This window comes from Anaerococcus sp. HMSC068A02 (genome assembly GCF_001811125.1).
GTDB classification, from domain to species: Bacteria; Bacillota; Clostridia; order Tissierellales; family Peptoniphilaceae; genus Anaerococcus; species Anaerococcus vaginalis_C.
The window spans coordinates 188,579-206,628 of sequence record NZ_KV803771.1 but is presented as its reverse complement, the minus strand read 5'-3'; the positions used below and the strand labels follow the sequence as shown (position 1 = coordinate 206,628).

Here is an 18,050-nt window from a genome sequence, read left to right as displayed (position 1 = left end):
ATTACAAACCATTAAATATTTAATGGTTTGTATTTTTTTTAATTTTCTATTACTTTATTATTTTTAATTGAAATCATCAAGGATAGAATTGAAATTGCAATTTCCTCAACACTTCCATCGTCAATATCATAACCTACTGGAGCGTGAACTTTTTTAAGTAAATCTTCACTTACTCCTTTTTCTTTCAAATTATCAAAAACTCTTTTTACTTTTCTTTTTGAACCAATCATACCTAGGAATTTATAATCTTTGTCGATTACATTTTCCAAAACTTCCTCATCATAATCTGGTGTGCAGATTAAAATGTAGGTATTTTTGTTAAATTTATAGGTTGAAGCAAAATCTTTTGGATTTGAAATTACAAATTCTCTTATATTTTCCAAATCTTTTTTGTCTTCGAAATCTTCTCTTTGGTCAACTACGGTCACGTCAAAATTTGTATTTACAGCAACTCTTGCAAGCTTTTGTCCAACATGACCTGCCCCAAAAATAATCAAACTGGGATTTGCCCTAAAAATTTTGATATACCCCTTATTTCTTCCCCCACAAGACATTTTCACTTCTTGTTTTTCATTTAAAGTATAATCAAAAGATTTTTCTTCGTCATCTTCTAGAGCTTTTTTTGCTTGTTTAATGAGGTCAAATTCTATAGGACCTCCGCCGATTGTTCCAGAAATTTCTCCATTTTCAAAAACTGCCATAGAAGAATTGTCCTTGCCGGGAGCTGAACCCTTGGTTTCTGTAAGAATTACCAAGGCAACATTTTCTCCCCCATCAAGTTTTTCTACAATTTTTTTAAGAATTTGTATATCCATTTTCAATTCTCCTTTTTCCTATAAGAATAGCCTCAAGGCATCCTCCACCAATAAGCCTTGCCTTATCAGAAATAGTTTTTGCATTTTTTGGAATAACTCTTGGATCAACATCTCCAATTTTTAAACCCTTTGTAACAAAAGAGCCATTTCCAATCATGCCCCTAACCATTCCATCAAGTTGTGATTTTATTTCTTTTCCATTTACAAGAGCGACAACTTGGTCTTTTTTTACAACAGAACCAATATCTTCTATAACTTGGATTTGTCCATCGTCTACTGCTCTTAAAATTCTTTCACTTGTAAAGCCTTTAATATTTCCAGGAATTCCTGTATTTTTTTCTGCAAAACCTTCAAAAATTAACCTACCAAGGTCATGGCCCCTGTTTGTTTCAATTACATAATCAACATCAACTCCTGCCTCATAACCAGGTCCAAGAGCGATTGTAATGTCGGCCATATTTTTATTTGTTCCAATATTTTTTTTGGCAAGAGTTCCATCAACCACAGCCATAGGTTTTAATTCTTCTAAAATTTCAGCCTTTGGGTCAACAAAAACTGGAACTACATTTTCATCCCAGGCTTTTTTAATTTGTTCAAGACTTTCAACTTTTCTTGCAGTAAAATCTTCAATTTGCACTTCTCCATCAAAAATTGCTTGGGCAGTTGAAACATATCTTCTTATACAAAGAGGTTTTTCCATCTCCAAAACCAAAACCTTAAAACCAGTTCTAAATAATTTTTGGATAGAACCAGTTGCAACATCGCCACCGCCCCTAAAAACTACAATATTATTTAGAGGCATCTTCTAATTCCTCCAAATTTTTGTAGGTATCAATATCCCACAATTCTTTAATATCGTCAATTTTAACTTCATTTTTATTATCATCCTTAACCAAAATCATTCCGCCTTGGTCAAAATCTAAAGACAAAAGACCTTCCCTGTATTCTGGTGAAAATATTACAGGAGCTCCCCTTCTTTTTTCAGTTCTTGGATAGGTAATCAATTGATTTTCCTTATATTTTTCAATTAATTTATTAACAGTTTCAACTTTTAATAATGGTTGGTCAGCTACAAAAAACATCATAGCAGAATCCTTATCACAATTTAAAACTCCAAGCTTAATTGATGCAGATTTGCCAACTTCGTTGTTGTCGTTGAAAATCGCCTTAAATCCTCTTTTTTTGCCAGATTCAAGAATTTCATCATAAGATGAAACAAGGATAACATCATCAAAATCAATTTCTTCTACCAAATCAAGAACCCATTCATAAAGTTTGTCGCCCTTAAAATCAAGTAAAAGTTTGTTTTCTCCCATTCTTCTAGAAAGTCCAGACGCCATAACAATTGCACTAATTTTCATAATATTTCTCCTTTAAAATTGATCCATAAAAATATTTCAAATTTATTTTCTCTCTTAAATAACTTATTACCCCTTTTGCCTGATTTTTCTCAAAAATACTATCAGCTTGGTTAAAGAAAATAAATTTTTCTCCGCAAAAATCTCCGAAAATTCCAGATTTTATAAGTTTTTCAAAAACTTCTTCATCTACAATATCACTTTTTATATTCTCCCTAAATTCATCAAAATTATAAATGAAATCAGGAGAAATTTCTTTTCCATAAACTTTTATAGAAAAAATTCCAACAAGTTTATCTGTAAAATCATAAATAACTGGTTCATATTCTTTCCAAAATTTTAGGGGAAGATTTCTACATCCATCTGCTTCTATTATAATATAATCAAAGTCTTTTTTTATAGTTTTTAAATTATTTTCTCCAATAGACTTTAATTTATTAACTCCATCAAGCTTTTGGCCAATTCCTACAATCTTATTTTTAAAATCTTTTTTTATATAATCATCAAAAGATAAAAAAAGTTCGTCGACTTGGTCTTTTTCTGGAACTTTTATTTTTGTAGAAGTAGTAATTAAAACTGAACCTTTTTTCTTTAAAATATTTGCAAGATAAAACATAAGAGAAGTCTTGCCACCAGATCCTGTGATAGAAATCACATCATTTTTTTTGATTTTTAAAATCTCATCTAAATTTTTTTCCATAATAAAATAAATTAAAGGACTGTGAAAGACAATTTTTAAAAAAGCAGAAAATCGAAATGCTAAGAATATCATGCGGAAAAAATTGTTTTGATTTCAAATTTAAAACTTCGTCCAAAATCGCACTGTTTGAGGGCGTCGCCAGAGTTTGCGATTTTAGAAGTTTTAAATTTAGAAATCATCAATTTTTGTAGTCCGATATTCGTGCATGTCGATTTATCTACTTAATTAAAGTGTGAAATTCACAATCCTTTATTCTCCTATTTTTTTATAATTTTCTTTTTATTTTTACTATAAGCTGTATCTCTTAATGGAAGCTCTAATCTTAAATCGTGGTCTTTTGCATAATATGCTCCTTGAACTGCTGGTGCTGTTGGAATTGTTGCAATTTCTCCAATTCCTTTTGCTCCGTAAGCAAGGTCTAATAATTCATCTTTTTCAATTAAAATTGTATGAATATTTGGAGCATCTGGTGCTTTCCACAAGCCCATTGTTCCATATTTTGCTTTTAAAACAGAATTTTGAACTTTCAAATCTTCTGTTAAAGCATAACCAAGACTCATTATAACTCCACCTTCGATTTGGCCTTCAATTGTTGTAGGATTTACAACTTTTCCAGAATCGTGAGCAGCATAAACATCTGTAACTTTTCCATCATCATCTAAAATTGCAACATGGGCTGCAAAGCCGTAAGCAATGTGTGATTTTGGATTTGGTTTATCTGAGCCAAGTGGATCTGTTGGGTCATCATATTCGTAAAAATATTCTTTTTTATCAAGCTCTTCAAGGCTATGGTTTTCTAAATCTTTTGCAAGTTGTTCAGCACATTTTTTTGCAGCCTCACCAGTTATAAGGGTATGTCTTGAACCTGATGTTGTTCCAGAATCTGGACTTGTTAAAGTGCTTGGTGGCATAACTTTTATTTTGTGATATGGAAGTCCTGTTGCCTTTCCAACCATTTGTAAAATAATTGTACCAACACCTTGACCTATACAAGTTGCTCCAGAAAATACTCTTACAAAATCTTTTTCAACAACAATTTTTACCCTACCAATATCTTTTAGTCCAACACCAACTCCGGCATTTTTCATAGCAACTGCAATTCCTGCGTGATCTTTATTTTTTTCATAAATATCTTTTACAGCCTCAAGACATTCAACCATTGCAGTAGATCTATCAGCAATTTGTCCGTTTGGAAGAACTTCGCCTGGTTTTATTGCATTTCTATACCTAATTTCCCATGGAGAAATTCCAACTTTTTCTGCTAAAATATTTATGTTTGATTCCATTGCAAAATTTGATTGGCAAACTCCAAATCCTCTAAAAGCTCCTGCTGTAGGATTGTTTGTATAATATCCGTAGCCTTTTATATCTGTATTTTGATAATTGTAAGGACCTACTGAGTGAGTACAAGCTCTTTCCAAAACTGGTCCACAAAGTGAAGCATAAGCTCCTGTATCAAAATAAATTTCACATTCCATTCCTTGGAAAATTCCATTTTCATCACAGCCGATTGTAAATGTTCCTTCCATTGGGTGGCGTTTTGGATGCCATCTTAATGATTCATCTCTTGTAAATTTATGTTTTACTGGTATTTTGAAAAGGTAAGCTGCAAGAGCTGCTGGTGGTTGAACACTCATGTCTTCTTTTCCACCAAATCCTCCGCCGACAAATGGATTTACTACGACAATTCTTTCTGGATTATCTTCCCAATCAAACATAATTGACAATTCTCTTCTTGTATCATAAACTGATTGGTCGGATGAATAAACTCTTACTCCATCCTTGTATGGTTCTGCCACGCAACATTCTGGTTCAAGAAAAGCGTGTTCGCCAAGTGGAGTTTTGTAAGTGAAGGTTGCTGTATATTTTGAATTCTCCAAAGCTTTTTTTGCATCTCCACGAGAAACATGTCTTTGTTGACAAAGATTGTCAACGCCTTCGTGAACTTGTGGGGCATCTTCTGCCATAGCATCTTTGATTGAACTAACAGGTTCTAATTCTTCAAGCTCAACCTTTACAAGTTTTTTTGCTTTTTCCAAAGTTTTTTCATCTTCTGCAACTACAAAACAAAATGCATCTGCAAGGGAAGCTGTTGTTTGCCCAACATCAATAAATACTGGCCAATCTCTTTGGATGTGTCCAACTTTTTGTACTGGTAAATCTTTTGCTGTAAGAACTCCAACAACTCCATCAAGTTTTTCCGCTTCGCTTGTATCAAGACTTAAAAGTCTTGCTCTTGGGAATTTACTTCTTACACAAGAACCATAAGTCATATTTGGAAGTTCTATATCATCTGCATAAGTTCCCGTTCCAAGAATTTTTTCTTTTGCATCAATTCTGTCGGCTCTTGCTCCAACAAAAGATTCACTTTCCTCATTCTTTATTTCTTCTTCGCCTCTTAAAATTTTTCCGGCTAAAGTTATTCCATCAACGATTTTTTTGTAGCCTGTACACCTACAAATATTTCCTTTTATGGCTTCTCTTATTTCTATTTCTGTAGGATTTGGATTTTGTCTAATTAGACTTGATCCACTCATAACCATTCCAGGAATACAAAAACCGCATTGGACAGCTCCTGCCTTAGTAAAGGCATATGTAAAGGCATCTTTTTCTTTTTGAGATAGACCTTCGTTTGTTATAATTTCTTCTCCATTAAGTTTTGATAGCCTAACTATACAAGATTTTTTGTGAATATCTCCAACTATAACTGTACAAGTTCCACAAGCTCCTTGGCTACAACCATCTTTAACAGAAAATAATTTTAAGTCATCTCTAAGAAATCTTAATAAAGATTTATCTTCGTATGTTTCATAAGTTTTCCCATTAACTTTTATAATAAAGGGATCCTGTCCTTCTATTTTTTTTCCTATTAAAATCGTATCTTTATTTGTCATCATATTTCCTTATCTAATTTTCTTTTTATAAATTTGCCCATGCCTTTTTTTCCATAATATCCATTTTTATCCAAAATAATTTTTCCTTTTGCTATTACTGTATCTACTTTTACATCTGTTTTGTATCCTTCATAGCTTGTATAATCACATTTTGAATGTCTGTTTTCTTCTTTTATTGTGTAGGAATTTTTGGAAAATATCCCTATGTCTGCGTCCTTTTTTTCTTCTAAACTTCCTTTTTTATTTGAAAATCCAAAAATTTCTGCTGGATTTTTGCACAAAAGATTTGTCAATTTACTTAATGGAATATTTCTTTTTAAGCCTTCGGTTAAAACCACTTCCATTCTTTCTTCAACTCCAGGAATTCCTCCTGGTGCTTTTGTAAAATCATCAGCATAAGGTTTTTTTTCGCTCTCATATATAAATGGACAATGATCAGTTGCTATTACGTCAACATCTCCATTTTTTATTCCCTCCCACAAGGCTTCTATGTCTGATTTTTTTCTAAGGGGAGGTGCGCAAATATATTTAACCGCTTCTTCGTTTGGATTATCCATATATTTACTTTCATCATAAGTTAAATATTGGGTGCATGTTTCGCAATAAATATTTTTTAGTCCTCTGGCTCTTGCTGCTTTTATTTCATCAAGTCCTTCTTTGGTTGATGTGTGAACTATATATAATTTTGGATCATTTGCAACTTTTGAAAGGTAGGCAAGTCTATTTATTGTTTCTGCTTCGCTTTCATTTGGTCTTGTAAGGGCATGGTATTTTGGAGAAAGATTACCAGCTTCTATCGCCTCTTTTCTCAATTCTTTTATGAGCCCATCGTTTTCACAATGAACACAAACTATTGTTCCAACTTCTTTTGCTTTTTTCAAAACTCTTAGGATTTCATCATCTTCAAGTTTTCCTGCATAAGTTGAATAGATTTTGATGGATGGGATTCCCTCATCCATCAATTCCTCTATTTCTTCTATCAATTCATCATTTACTTCATACATTGCTCCGTGAAAAGAATAATCTATAACAGCTTTTCCGTCTGCAATATCGTGATAATGGTTGATTAATTTGTGAAGGCTTGCTCCTTTTTCTAAGGCTCCTATATGATCACAAATGGTAGTTGTCGCTCCACAACTTGCTGCTTTTGTTCCTGTATAAAAATCATCACAAGCAACAAATTTTCCCAAATCCAAAGACATGTGGGTGTGAACGTCTACTCCACCTGCCGTAACTATTTTATCTTTGGCATCAATAATTTTTTCAGCACTTAGGTTTAAATTTTTGCCAATTTTTTGGATTTTTTCATCTTCTATATAAATATCTAAATTTTCTATTTTTTCATCTAGAACTACCGTTCCATTTTTAATCAATATAGACACGCCTTCACCTGCTTTTACATATAATCTTTTTTATCTTCTTCTTTGATTTGATTTACTACATGTTCTTCTATTTCTTCAAAACCATTTTCAATATTATTTGCTTTTTGTACTGCTATTAAAATATTTTCGTAACCTGTACATCTACACATGTGATTTGCCAATTCTTTTCTTAGCTCATCAATTGTGTAATATTTTCCTCTTGAAATTATTTCTGTTGCTGAAACAATAAAGCCTGGTGTACAAAAACCACATTGAACTGCTGCTTCATCTACAAAGGCTTGTTGGATTATTGAAAGTGAACCATCAGATGCTGTCAAGCCTTCTGTTGTCCAAATATCTTTTCCTTCTGCCCAAATTGCAAGATAAATACATGAGTTAAAGCTTTCGCCGTCAATTAAAACTGCACAAGCTCCACATTCTCCAACTTCGCATCCTTTTTTTACACTTGTAAGGGCAAATTCATTTCTCAAAAAATCTGTAAGTGATGCTCTCACATCAACCATTTTTGTAACCCTGATTCCATTAATTCTACATTTTACAATTTTATATTGAGGTTCGTAATGTAGTTTTTCTTCTGGTTTTGGGCCGTATGGTCCATATTCTCTGCTATGCATTTAATCCCTCCTCATGTTTTTTTCTAATTTCTTTTAAACATCTTGTGGTTATTTCGTAAAGTATTTGTGTTCTTAAAGCTTTTGATGCTCTCCATGAATCTCTAGGAGATAATTCATCTAGAGCTTTTTTTGCAAATACATTTATATTATTATCTGTAAGTTCTCTTCCTACCAAAGTTTTTTCTGCTTCAAAAGCTCTAACCGGAATTGCAGCTGCAACTCCATAAGATATTCTTACTTCTTCTACTTTATTATTTTCATCAAATTTTACATTTGCTGATGCTGTTGATGTTGCTATATCCATAGCATTTCTCATTGCATATTTAAAATAGTGTCCGTAATGATTTTCGTAGGATTCTTTTTTAATTTTTATTGCTGTAACAATTTCAGTTTCTCTTATGTCTACTGTTGCATATTTTATATAAAAATCTTTTACAGGAACTTCCCTGTAGCCATTTTCGCCTTTTAATTCAATTATTGCATCATAAGCCATAACTGTTGTACAAGAATCTGCTGATGGAGCTGCGTTACAAATATTTCCACCAATTGTTGCAATATTTCTAAGTTGAGGACCACCTGCAGTGTCAACTGCTTCTCCCAAAGTATTTATATATTTTTGAATTATTGGATCATTTGTAATGTGAGTAAAGCTTGTCAATGAACCAATTCTAATTGTTCCATCTTCCTCCATGCTAACTCCCCTAAGCTCATCTATAAGGTAAAGTGAAATAAGCTCAAGGCCTGCCATTTTTCCTTCTCTAATTTTTACCAAAACATCAGAACCACCAGCTATATATCTTGCTTCAGGATGTTCTTTTTTTAATTGTATTGCCTCATCGATTGTATAGGCTTCATAAATTCTTTTTACATCATACATAATTTTTCTCCTTTAAGCATCATATTCAATATCTTGTTCGTAATCATTTTCAATTAGTCCAGCTTCTTTGAAAAGTGGGAACAAAACGTGTGGTGTCATTGGACATTTATTAACTTGTACTCCTGTTGCATTTAAAATTGCATTTCTTATTGCTGGAGCTGGAGAACAAGTTGGTGGTTCACCAAGTGATTTTGTATTAAATGGTGAAACTGGTGATGGATTTTCTATAAAGTAAACTTCAAAGTGTGGATGATCCATTGTTGTTGATAATTTATAATCGAGAAGGTTATTATTTAAAATTTGTCCCTTATCATTGTATTTTAATTCTTCTGATAAAGCATAACCTACTGCCATACTCATTCCGCCATGAGCTTGAGCTTCAGCAAGTCTAGGATTTATAAGTCTACCACAATCGTGAACATTTATAAGTCTTAGAAGTTTAACTTTTCCAAGTGAAATATCAACTTCAACTTCTGCAAATGAACAACCAAATGAGAAAGCATTATTTCTTATTGTATAAGTTTCTTCAGCAGAAATATGTTCACTATCACGAGTATCATACAAGGCTTCTGTTGCAAGCTCACCCAAAGTCATTAGTGGTTTATTATCAACTTTTCTAATTATCATACTATCAACAAGGTCAAGATTGTTTGGAGTATATTCCAAAATTTTTCTTGCCCTATCTAATATTTTTTCTTTAAATACTCTAGCAGTATTTGTAATAGAAAAACTTGAAACAAAAGTTTGTCTTGAAGCATAAGCTCCCAAACCAAATGGTGTTACATCTGTATCTTGAGTTGAAACTATATGAACATCTTCCATTTTTACACCAATAGCATCTGCTGCCATTTGTGAAAATGCTGTATCTCCACCTTGTCCAATTTCAGTTTCTCCAAGTTGCATTTGAACTGAACCATCTTGGTTTAAAACCATTCTACAAGAAGAAGATTCTAGAGAAATTGGATAAACTGCTGTGTTATACCAAAATGTTGCAAGTCCTATTCCTCTTCTTATATTTCCAGTTTGATTTTTATATTCTTCTTTCTTTTTATCATAGTCAATTGCTTTTCTACCAACTGCCATTGCTTCTCTAAATGAATCATAATAATTTTCATTTCTAGAGAAACCATCAACAAATCCTTTTGGCATTATATTTTGAAATCTCAATTCCAAAGGATCCATATTCATAGCTTTTGCAACATCATCAAGATGAGATTCAAAAGCAAACATAGTTTGTGGAATTCCATATCCTCTCATAGCTCCTGCTGTTGGAAGATTTGTATAAACAGTATAACCATCAGCTTGAGTATTATCGCAAGGATATAATTGATGGAAACAATTTGTTCCCTTTGCAGCTATAGAATGACCGTGAGATGCATAAGCACCATTGTTAGAAAATAATTCCAATTTTCTTGCAGCAAAAGTTCCATCAGCTCTTACATAAGAAATAATATGAAGTTTTTGTGAGTGTCTTGTTCTTGTTGAAACAAAAGTTTCTTCTCTTGATGTATCAAGTTTTACAGGATGACCTCCAACTTGAGTTGTAAGATAAGCTGCTAATGGTTCATACAAAGCATCTTGTTTGTTACCAAAACCTCCACCAATATATGGTTTTACAATTCTAATTTTTCCCCAGCCAATTCCCAAAGCTTGACCGCAAACACGTCTTACAATGTGAGGAATTTGAGTTGAAGCAATAACAACAATTTTTCCTTGCTCTTCATAAGCACAAGCAATTCCATTTTCGATATGAGAATGTTGAACGATTGGAGTTTCGTACCAGCCTTCAACTTTTGTAAGTCCTTCTTCTTTTATAGCCTCTTCATAATTTCCCCTATGATTTTTAGTATGACCTATAATATTATCAGGAAATTCATCGTGAATTGGTCTTAATCCATTATTCATTGATTCAATAGGATCCAAAACAACTTCATATTCTTCATATTCAACTTCAATTAATTTCAAAGCCTGACTTGCAGAAACTTCATTTTCTGCAATAACAACAGCCACATCGTCGCCATAATATCTAACATGTTCATTTAATAATCTTCTATCAGCAATATCTTGGTGGCCTTTGTCAGTTGACCAAGGGTGGCCTGCTGTTGGGAAAGTATGTTTTGGAACATCAAAACAAGTAATAATTTTTACAACTCCCTCAACTTCTTCAGCCTTTTTAGTATCAATTGAGATAACCTTTCCATGACCGATTGTTGAATGCAAAACTTTAGCAACATAAGCTCCCTTCATAATAAGGTCTTCTGTGTATTTTGCATGACCAGTTACTTTATCGTACGCATCTACTCTTTTAACACTTTTTCCTACATACATTTTAACCTCCTAAAATGTTTCAAAGCATTTTTCATTTATGTACATTTACATTACTATTGTATTTTGTATATAATATATTACCACAAAATACTAATCGTTTTCAAGGTTTTTTCGCAAATTTTTAATCAAATCAAAAATAATTTTCAAAATTTTTTCAAACAATATTTTAGAATTAATAAAATTTAGAATTTTTAAATTTTTTAATGAACTTTTCATTTATATAAATCTGATTTTATAATCTTTATTAAGCCGTCATTAGCAAATTTTTCTTTTATGCTCTTAAAAATAATTATAATTATTTTTGATATAATACTCATGCTAAGGTATGTTTAATTTATATTGCTATGAGAAATTATTAGATAATTTAGTTTGATAAAAATTAATTTCGTCATTATTATGGCATAGAATTTCTTATACAAAAACAAATTTATTAATGCAAACTTAAAAAAGAGAGGTTATTATATCTTGAATCAAAAAAATAAAAATTTTTCAAAGTTGCTACTTCTTTTAGGAAACTCTATCGGTCAACTAGGAAGTAGCATACTTTCTTTTGTACTTGGGCTTTATATTTTAAAAAAATTAAATTGTTCTATATTTTTTTATAGCCTTTCTCAAATTATAGGACCTTTAGTGGCAATTTTTTTATTGCCTATTTTAGGAAGTGCAATTGATAAATACAATAAAAATAGAATTATTAGATTTTCTCAATTTCTTAGTGCTATCTCCCTGTTTTTATTTATTATAACAAGTAGAAAAATAGAGATAGAATATATACATATTATAGGTCTGTTAATAATTTTAAAACTTTCCGATCAAATCCTATCTACAAGCTTAAATTCTTCTACTATTAATATAGTTGATGAAGAGGATATTCAATCGTTTAGAGCTCATCTACAAATAATTCAAGCAGTAAGTATGGTTTTATCTCCCATTATAGCAATATTTATTATTGATAAATTTGCACTAATTGGAATTTTACTTATAGAAATGTTTATGGAATTATTAGTATTAGTAATCTATTGGAAAGTTGATTTCAATAAAAATACAAAGAAAGAAGTTAATGAAAGTCAAAGCTTACTACTTTTGTTTAAAGAGGGGATTGATTTTATATTTAAATACAAAAAAATTGTATTTGGTTTAGCTTTTGTTTTAGTAGTAAACTTTATTCTTGGTATTGTTAATATAGGTTTACCATTTGTTGAAATAAAAATTTTAAATTTATCAAGCAAGAATTATGCTTTAAATGATAGTATTTTGGCTATAGGTTTATTATTAGGTTCATTAATTTCATCAAAAATTAAATCCCAAAAAACTTTAAATATTGCTAGAAATTCTATAAGCTTAATATCTTTAGTAACTTTTGTGTTAGGTTTGTTATTAACATTAGAATTAACTAAAAATATTTGGTCTATTATATTGGCAGGATATTTCTTAATAATCGGTATTTCAATTACTATATGTAATATACTTCTGTCAAGCTGGTCTATACTAAATATCCCTCAAGAATTTCAAGGAAGGGTTTTTAGTATATTAAACACATTAACTCAAGTGTCTTTGCCACTAAGTATGTTATTATTTGGATACTTATTTGAAATAATATCAGTATATATAGTTTTTGTAGGAGCTGGAATCTTTTTATTATTATTTACAATTGGTATTCCTTCTTTATTTAAAATTAATTTAAAAAATGATAAATTGGAGTAATTTTATGCAAATTAATGACATCAAGCAAATTCTTGAAATTTCTGAATCCGAATGGATTTATTTTTCAAATTTTATTAACCAGCAAATCAAAACTACTATCCTTGTAAATATGCCGTTTTTAAACAAAAATAAAAATTTACAATCAATTTCTCTTTATTCTCTGTACCCTTTATTATTTAGAAAAGAATTTAAATTATTCGGTTCAAACTTAGAGAATTTGATTGTATTTTCTCATAACCATTTCATGTCATTATTTATACTTGATAAGATATACGATTCACAAAAAGTTTACGAACCGATAGATCTTTTGGTTTTATTAGAGCAATATTCTAATAACAAATCTTTTCTTAAATCTTTAAATATTGAAGATGATACGTTTATATCTGAAAACATAACTAAAACATTATATGGATTATATAAAGAAAAATATGTATATAAATATAATAAAATCTTAACTCACAATGAAGAAATAGAATATGCCTATGACAAATATTCATTTGCCAAAATAGCCTTAAAAGTATTTAATCTTACTTCTGGCTATCCTATTAACGAAAAAGTTTTTGAAGAATTATGTCTTTCTCATAATTATTTTTCTTATGGAAGGCAAATATTAGATGATATAGAGGATTTTTCAGTTGATTTTGACAATAATCATTTTAATATTTATACAAATAGATACTTCTTTGAGACCAATTCTTTTGAACGTCCGTTATTCAAAAATTCTATATTTATAGATTTGCTATTAGAGTCAAAAAAATATTTTTATATGGCTTTAGATGTTCTTTCTATTGATTTCAAACTTTGGAGAAATTATATTAATTTCTACATATCTATTTGTGACAGATATTTGTAATTACCATCTGTTAAATATTAAAAAGTCTATAATATTGCGTAAAATATTTAACGCAATATTATAGACTTTTCTTTTATTTTATTATAAATTTTAAGCTTTTTAAATTTTATTCTTCTTCTAATTCTTCTAGTTCAAGATTTGCTAAAGAATCTTCTTTTGCTTTATCTTCTTCTTTTTCTGGAATAATTAAGTTCATTAAAACTGCAGAAATTGCTGCAAGTACAACTGGTGATGATCCGATTGCTACTGTTAATTCTTCTGGCATAAAGAAAACGCCAGCATTTTGTGCGCTTGCAACTACTGTAGTAAATCCAACACCAAGAGCTACAGAAACTCCAACTATTGAAGTATTTCTTCCACTTAGAGGTTGGCTTGCGATCATTCTAATTCCGTTCATTGTTATAGCAGCAAAAATTGAAAGTGTTGCTCCTCCCAAAACTGGATAAGGAATTGTTGTAAGAATTGATGATAATTTTGGAACAAGTCCTGATACTAAAATTATCAAAGATGCGAGAGTAAATACTTTTTTATTTACTACCTTATTTATTGAAACTATTCCTGCATTTTGTGAAAATGTAGCTGTTGGAAGACATCCAAAAATCGCTCCAACTAAGTTTGCAACACCATATCCAACAATTCCACCTCTTAATTCTTTTGGTGTAGGAATCCTATCCATACCACCTACTGTTGTTGAAGTCATATCTCCTATTCCTTCAATTGCTGTTACTATAAAAATAATTGTAATTGAAATTATTGCTGATGGCTCAAAAGCAATTCCAAAGTGAAATGGTTCTACAACTGAAATCCAACCTGCTTCTTTTACTGGAGAAAAATCTACCATTCCAAAAAACATTGATACTATGAATCCAATAATCATAGCAAATAATACATTTGCAAGTTTAAACATTCCTTTTCCAAAATGTGTAAATCCAAGTCCTAATATTAAAGTTATTCCTCCGACTAACCAATTTTGCCAAGCTCCCCAGCCTGCAACTTCTACGCTTCCTGCTCCTCCCATATAATTCATAGCTACAGGATAAAGTGAAAGTCCTATTACTAAAACTACTGTTCCTGAAACAAGTGGTGGGAAAAGTGGCATTATGTATTTTAATCCTAGTCCAAAAAGTATTGAACAAATTCCACCAACGATTTGCGCTCCCAATACTATGGCAACAACTTCAACAGGGCCTCGAGCTCCAAATTGATTGGCAAGTCCAATCATTGTAGGTACATACGCAAATGAAACCCCAAATATCATAGGAAGTCTTGATCCTATAATTTTAATTGGATAAATCATCAATAAAGTTGTAAGTGCTGAGCCTATAAGGGCAATTTGAATTAAAATCATTGTATCTTTTGGTGAAAGTCCACTTGCTCCTGCAAGCATTATTGGTGGTGTAATACAACTTGCAATCATTGCTACAACGTGTTGAAAGGCAAGTGGCAACGCCTCTTTTGTAGTTACCTCTCCGTCGAAACTAAAAAGTCCGCTAAATTTTTTTTCTTTTTCCATAAAAATTTTCCTTCTCTTTTATTTTTATTTTTTTCCGTAAGGAAGGGAGCTATTTTAAAACTCCCCTTATAATAATTTTATTTTTAAAACAAAATTATTATTATTTATCATCCATCGCCTTTCTTTCAGCTTCTTCTTCTGCTATAGTTTTCTTTGGCATTATTATATTTAGTAAGAAAACTACTAAAGTTGCTAAAACTACAGGTGATGATGTAAATACCATTCTAAACCATTCTGGAAATTGTGCTAAAGCCTGATCGCCTAGTTGAACAATTCCCATTCCAAGCGCTATTCCAAGTCCTACTATGGTTACATTTCTTGAGCTCATTTCGTCTGACATTATTAATTTCATTCCGCTCATTGTTATTTGTGCAAAAACTGTAATTGTTGCACCACCAATAACCGCTTGTGGAACTGAAAGCATCAAAGCTCCAAATTTTGGAATAAATCCTGCAACAAGAATAAGGCTTGCTGTGATTGCAAAAACTTTTCTTGCAACAACTTTTGTAAGTGAAACTATTCCTACGTTTTGGCTGTAAGTTGCTGTTGGCATTCCACCAATTAATGAACCAATCACTGAAGCTAAACCGTTTGCTTTAATTCCACCTTCAAGCTCATCTGCTGTTGGAACTCTATTAAGTCCTCCAGCTGTTGTTGATGATAAATCTCCTACAGCTTGAATTGAATTTACAACAAACATTACTGACATTGTAATAACTGCATCAATTGGAAATTCTAATTTAAATGGCATAATTCTTGGTAGAGTTACCCAAGCGGCTTCTTTTACTCCATCAAAATTAACTATTCCAAAAAATATTGATGCAACATATCCAACGCCAATTCCTATTAAAATAGCTGCAAGTTTTATAATTCCTTTTCCAAACATATTACAGCAAAGAGTTACTGCTAAAGTTAAAAATGCTACACCCCAATAAACTAAATCTCCTTGGTTCGGATTTCCATTTCCTCCTGCCATATAATTTAAGGCAACTGAATAAAGTGAAAGTCCAATTGTTAAAACTACTGTTCCTGAAACCATTGGTGGGAAGAATTTATAAATTCTTTTTATGTTCATTCCAACTATAAATGCTATGACACCACCAACCAATTGAGCTCCATAAACTGCTCCCAATCCATATTTTAAACCTATTGATGTTAAAACTGGAATATAGGCAAAACTTACTCCCATAATTACTGGAAGTTTTGCTCCGACTTTGAATACTGGGTATAATTGCAAAAATGTTGCTATTGCAGCTACAAACATTCCAGCTTGAATCAAATAAACTGCATCTTGAGCTGATACTGCAAATTCTGTATTCGCTAACTGTCCTGTAAGAACGATTGCCGGAAGTGTATTACCTACTATCATTGCTAATAAATGTTGGAGGGCTATTGGCAAACTCCTTTTAAAACTCGGATTTGCATCCATGTCAAACAAGGACGTGTTTGTGTTTTTTTCTTTTTTTTCTTTTTTTCCCATCTCATCTCCTTTTTTTTGATATAAATTTTTTCTATATCCTATATTAGAATTTTTTAAACTCCAATAATATGATACATTTACTTATAATTTAAACAAATAAATTAATAAAAAAATTTTTTCTTATATTTTAAAAATAAGTTCATAAAATATTTAAATAAGAATTTTATTTATTAAGCTAGTTTAAAAAATAAACTAGCTTAATAAATTTTAAAGATTTTTCCAAACTTTTGCAGCTCTTTGTCTTGAATCTGCATGGATTTTGGCTTGGTCGACTGTTGTAATTATTTTATCTTTCATTACAAATTTTCCATTTATAATTGTATCGTTTACAAGTCTTCCTGTTAGACCAAATAGGCTATGTCCACCCCAATTGTCTTTGTTGATTGGAGTGTATGGATCATAATTAAATGTAATTAAATCCGCATAAGCTCCCTTTTTAATTCTTCCTACTTCATTGTTTAGGAAATGTGAAACTATGTCAGGGTTATTTTTAAATTGCATTTCCAAAGTTTCTCCAAATCCTTTTGTTGGATCTTGGGTATTGTGAGCTTGGATTATATTTGCAACTTTCATTGATTCAAACATATCGTTTGTATAGGCATCTGTTCCTATTCCTACTTTTAATCCTTTTTCAAAAAATCTATTTACTGGAGGAACTCCTACTGCGTTGTTCATATTTGATTCTGGATTGAAAATTACTGGAGTATTATTTTTCTTTAATATATCCATTTCTCTTCCGTTTATATGAACGCAGTGGATAGCTAAGGAATTTTCATTTATTATGCCAAAATCATTTAATCTTTCTACAATTCTTTTGCCATATTTTCTTTGACAATCCCATTGGTCTTCGATTCCTTCTGCTACGTGAACATGGAAGCCGTTATAAACTCCATCCATTGCATCAAGAGCTTTCTCTAATGACTCATCTGAAAGAGTAAAAGATGCGTGAAGTCCAAATAATCCTCTTAGCATATCATCATTTTCTTTTTGAGAATATTTAATCCAATCTACGTTTTCTTTTATTTCTTTATCTCTAATTTCAGCTCCATCACGATCTGAAAGCTCGTAGCAAAGATTTGTTCTAATTCCTACTTCTTTTGCAGCTTCTCCAAGAGTAAATAGAGAATTTTCTACAGAATTTGGTCCTGAATGGTGGTCAATTACTGTTGTAACTCCATTAGCTATTGATTCCATATAAGTTGTTAGGGCATTTAATCTTACATCTTCTGTTGTAAGCTCCCTATCAAGAGACCACCACAAATTTTCTAAGACATTAAAGAAATTATCTGTTGGTTTTGAAACTGCCATTCCTCTTGCGTAAGCTGAATAAATATGTGAGTGAGCACAAATCATTCCTGGCATAAGAAGTTTTCCTTTTAAATCAATTACTTCTTCATCAGGATATTTTTTTAAAATATCCTGATTTTCTCCAACATCTTCTATTAATTTGTCCTTGATTAAAACTGCGCCGTTTTCATAAAAATTATTATTTTCATCGTTTGTAATTATTAGGCAATTTGATAATATCATCT

At 31.2% G+C, this 18,050-nt stretch carries 14 protein-coding genes; 2 read left to right on the top strand and 12 right to left on the bottom strand.

Features of this window, described 5'->3' with window-relative positions; all coding sequences use genetic code 11:
* Positions 1-38 precede the first annotated feature (38 nt).
* The 9 genes from HMPREF2782_RS08120 to xdhA form a co-directional block, all read right to left on the bottom strand.
* Positions 39-815 carry an XdhC family protein gene (locus HMPREF2782_RS08120; RefSeq protein ID WP_019118628.1) on the bottom strand — a complete coding sequence of 259 codons (777 nt, stop codon included), beginning with the start codon at positions 813-815 and terminating at the stop codon, positions 39-41.
* On the bottom strand, positions 796-1,617 hold the full coding sequence (yqeB, locus tag HMPREF2782_RS08115) for a selenium-dependent molybdenum cofactor biosynthesis protein YqeB (RefSeq protein ID WP_070642185.1): 822 nt from the start codon (positions 1,615-1,617) through the stop codon (positions 796-798). The genes HMPREF2782_RS08120 and yqeB overlap by 20 nt, the downstream gene beginning before the upstream one ends.
* The gene (locus HMPREF2782_RS08110; RefSeq protein WP_019118630.1) at positions 1,604-2,176 is read right to left on the bottom strand and encodes a nucleotidyltransferase family protein; all 573 of its coding nucleotides are present in this window, start codon (positions 2,174-2,176) and stop codon (positions 1,604-1,606) included. Before HMPREF2782_RS08110 ends, yqeB begins: the two co-directional genes overlap by 14 nt.
* A complete protein-coding gene (gene yqeC / locus HMPREF2782_RS08105; RefSeq protein WP_148130029.1) occupies positions 2,166-2,873 on the bottom strand; it encodes a selenium cofactor biosynthesis protein YqeC in 708 nt (235 codons plus the stop codon). Before yqeC ends, HMPREF2782_RS08110 begins: the two co-directional genes overlap by 11 nt.
* Before the next feature lie 257 nt (positions 2,874-3,130).
* On the bottom strand, positions 3,131-5,767 hold the full coding sequence (xdh, locus tag HMPREF2782_RS08100; protein ID WP_222563145.1) for a selenium-dependent xanthine dehydrogenase: 2,637 nt from the start codon (positions 5,765-5,767) through the stop codon (positions 3,131-3,133).
* The gene (hydA, locus tag HMPREF2782_RS08095) at positions 5,767-7,149 is read right to left on the bottom strand and encodes a dihydropyrimidinase (RefSeq protein WP_070642182.1); all 1,383 of its coding nucleotides are present in this window, start codon (positions 7,147-7,149) and stop codon (positions 5,767-5,769) included. The genes xdh and hydA overlap by 1 nt, the downstream gene beginning before the upstream one ends.
* A gap of 14 nt (positions 7,150-7,163) precedes the next feature.
* Positions 7,164-7,763 carry a xanthine dehydrogenase subunit XdhC gene (gene xdhC / locus HMPREF2782_RS08090; RefSeq protein ID WP_004839373.1) on the bottom strand — a complete coding sequence of 200 codons (600 nt, stop codon included), beginning with the start codon at positions 7,761-7,763 and terminating at the stop codon, positions 7,164-7,166.
* Positions 7,756-8,640, bottom strand: coding sequence for a xanthine dehydrogenase subunit XdhB (xdhB, locus tag HMPREF2782_RS08085; protein WP_070642179.1), 885 nt, complete (start codon positions 8,638-8,640; stop codon positions 7,756-7,758). The genes xdhC and xdhB overlap by 8 nt, the downstream gene beginning before the upstream one ends.
* A 12-nt stretch (positions 8,641-8,652) precedes the next feature.
* The gene (gene xdhA, locus HMPREF2782_RS08080; RefSeq protein WP_070642177.1) at positions 8,653-10,968 is read right to left on the bottom strand and encodes a xanthine dehydrogenase subunit XdhA; all 2,316 of its coding nucleotides are present in this window, start codon (positions 10,966-10,968) and stop codon (positions 8,653-8,655) included.
* 465 nt (positions 10,969-11,433) lie between these two features.
* Between xdhA and HMPREF2782_RS08075 the strand changes: the two genes are divergently transcribed.
* Complete coding sequence (locus HMPREF2782_RS08075) at positions 11,434-12,672, top strand: MFS transporter (protein ID WP_070605972.1); 1,239 nt, start codon at positions 11,434-11,436, stop codon at positions 12,670-12,672.
* Positions 12,673-12,676: 4 nt separating this feature from the next.
* On the top strand, positions 12,677-13,525 hold the full coding sequence (locus HMPREF2782_RS08070) for a hypothetical protein (protein ID WP_070642174.1): 849 nt from the start codon (positions 12,677-12,679) through the stop codon (positions 13,523-13,525).
* A gap of 106 nt (positions 13,526-13,631) precedes the next feature.
* Here the strand turns inward: HMPREF2782_RS08070 and HMPREF2782_RS08065 are convergent, their stop codons facing one another.
* The 3 genes from HMPREF2782_RS08065 to ssnA form a co-directional block, all read right to left on the bottom strand.
* A complete protein-coding gene (locus HMPREF2782_RS08065; RefSeq protein WP_070605971.1) occupies positions 13,632-15,038 on the bottom strand; it encodes a uracil-xanthine permease family protein in 1,407 nt (468 codons plus the stop codon).
* Positions 15,039-15,138: 100 nt separating this feature from the next.
* Complete coding sequence (locus HMPREF2782_RS08060; RefSeq protein ID WP_070642173.1) at positions 15,139-16,518, bottom strand: uracil-xanthine permease family protein; 1,380 nt, start codon at positions 16,516-16,518, stop codon at positions 15,139-15,141.
* Positions 16,519-16,725: 207 nt separating this feature from the next.
* Positions 16,726-18,048 (bottom strand): putative aminohydrolase SsnA, encoded by a 1,323-nt coding sequence (gene ssnA, locus HMPREF2782_RS08055; protein ID WP_070642170.1) that lies wholly within the window; start codon positions 18,046-18,048, stop codon positions 16,726-16,728.
* Between the last annotated feature and the right edge of the window lie 2 nt (positions 18,049-18,050).

Bases quoted from the DNA above. Each gene is read 5' to 3' on its own strand.
- xdhB (WP_070642179.1), bottom strand. From the start codon at position 8,640: ATGTATGATGTAAAAAGAATTTATGAAGCCTATACAATCGATGAGGCA.
- xdhC (WP_004839373.1), bottom strand. From the start codon at position 7,763: ATGCATAGCAGAGAATATGGACCATACGGCCCAAAACCAGAAGAAAAA.
- yqeB (WP_070642185.1), bottom strand. From the start codon at position 1,617: ATGCCTCTAAATAATATTGTAGTTTTTAGGGGCGGTGGCGATGTTGCA.
- HMPREF2782_RS08065 (WP_070605971.1), bottom strand. From the start codon at position 15,038: ATGGAAAAAGAAAAAAAATTTAGCGGACTTTTTAGTTTCGACGGAGAG.
- HMPREF2782_RS08070 (WP_070642174.1), top strand. From the start codon at position 12,677: ATGCAAATTAATGACATCAAGCAAATTCTTGAAATTTCTGAATCCGAA.
- xdh (WP_222563145.1), bottom strand. From the start codon at position 5,767: ATGACAAATAAAGATACGATTTTAATAGGAAAAAAAATAGAAGGACAG.
- yqeC (WP_148130029.1), bottom strand. From the start codon at position 2,873: ATGGAAAAAAATTTAGATGAGATTTTAAAAATCAAAAAAAATGATGTG.
- xdhA (WP_070642177.1), bottom strand. From the start codon at position 10,968: ATGTATGTAGGAAAAAGTGTTAAAAGAGTAGATGCGTACGATAAAGTA.
- ssnA (WP_070642170.1), bottom strand. From the start codon at position 18,048: ATGATATTATCAAATTGCCTAATAATTACAAACGATGAAAATAATAAT.
- HMPREF2782_RS08110 (WP_019118630.1), bottom strand. From the start codon at position 2,176: ATGAAAATTAGTGCAATTGTTATGGCGTCTGGACTTTCTAGAAGAATG.
- HMPREF2782_RS08120 (WP_019118628.1), bottom strand. From the start codon at position 815: ATGGATATACAAATTCTTAAAAAAATTGTAGAAAAACTTGATGGGGGA.
- HMPREF2782_RS08060 (WP_070642173.1), bottom strand. From the start codon at position 16,518: ATGGGAAAAAAAGAAAAAAAAGAAAAAAACACAAACACGTCCTTGTTT.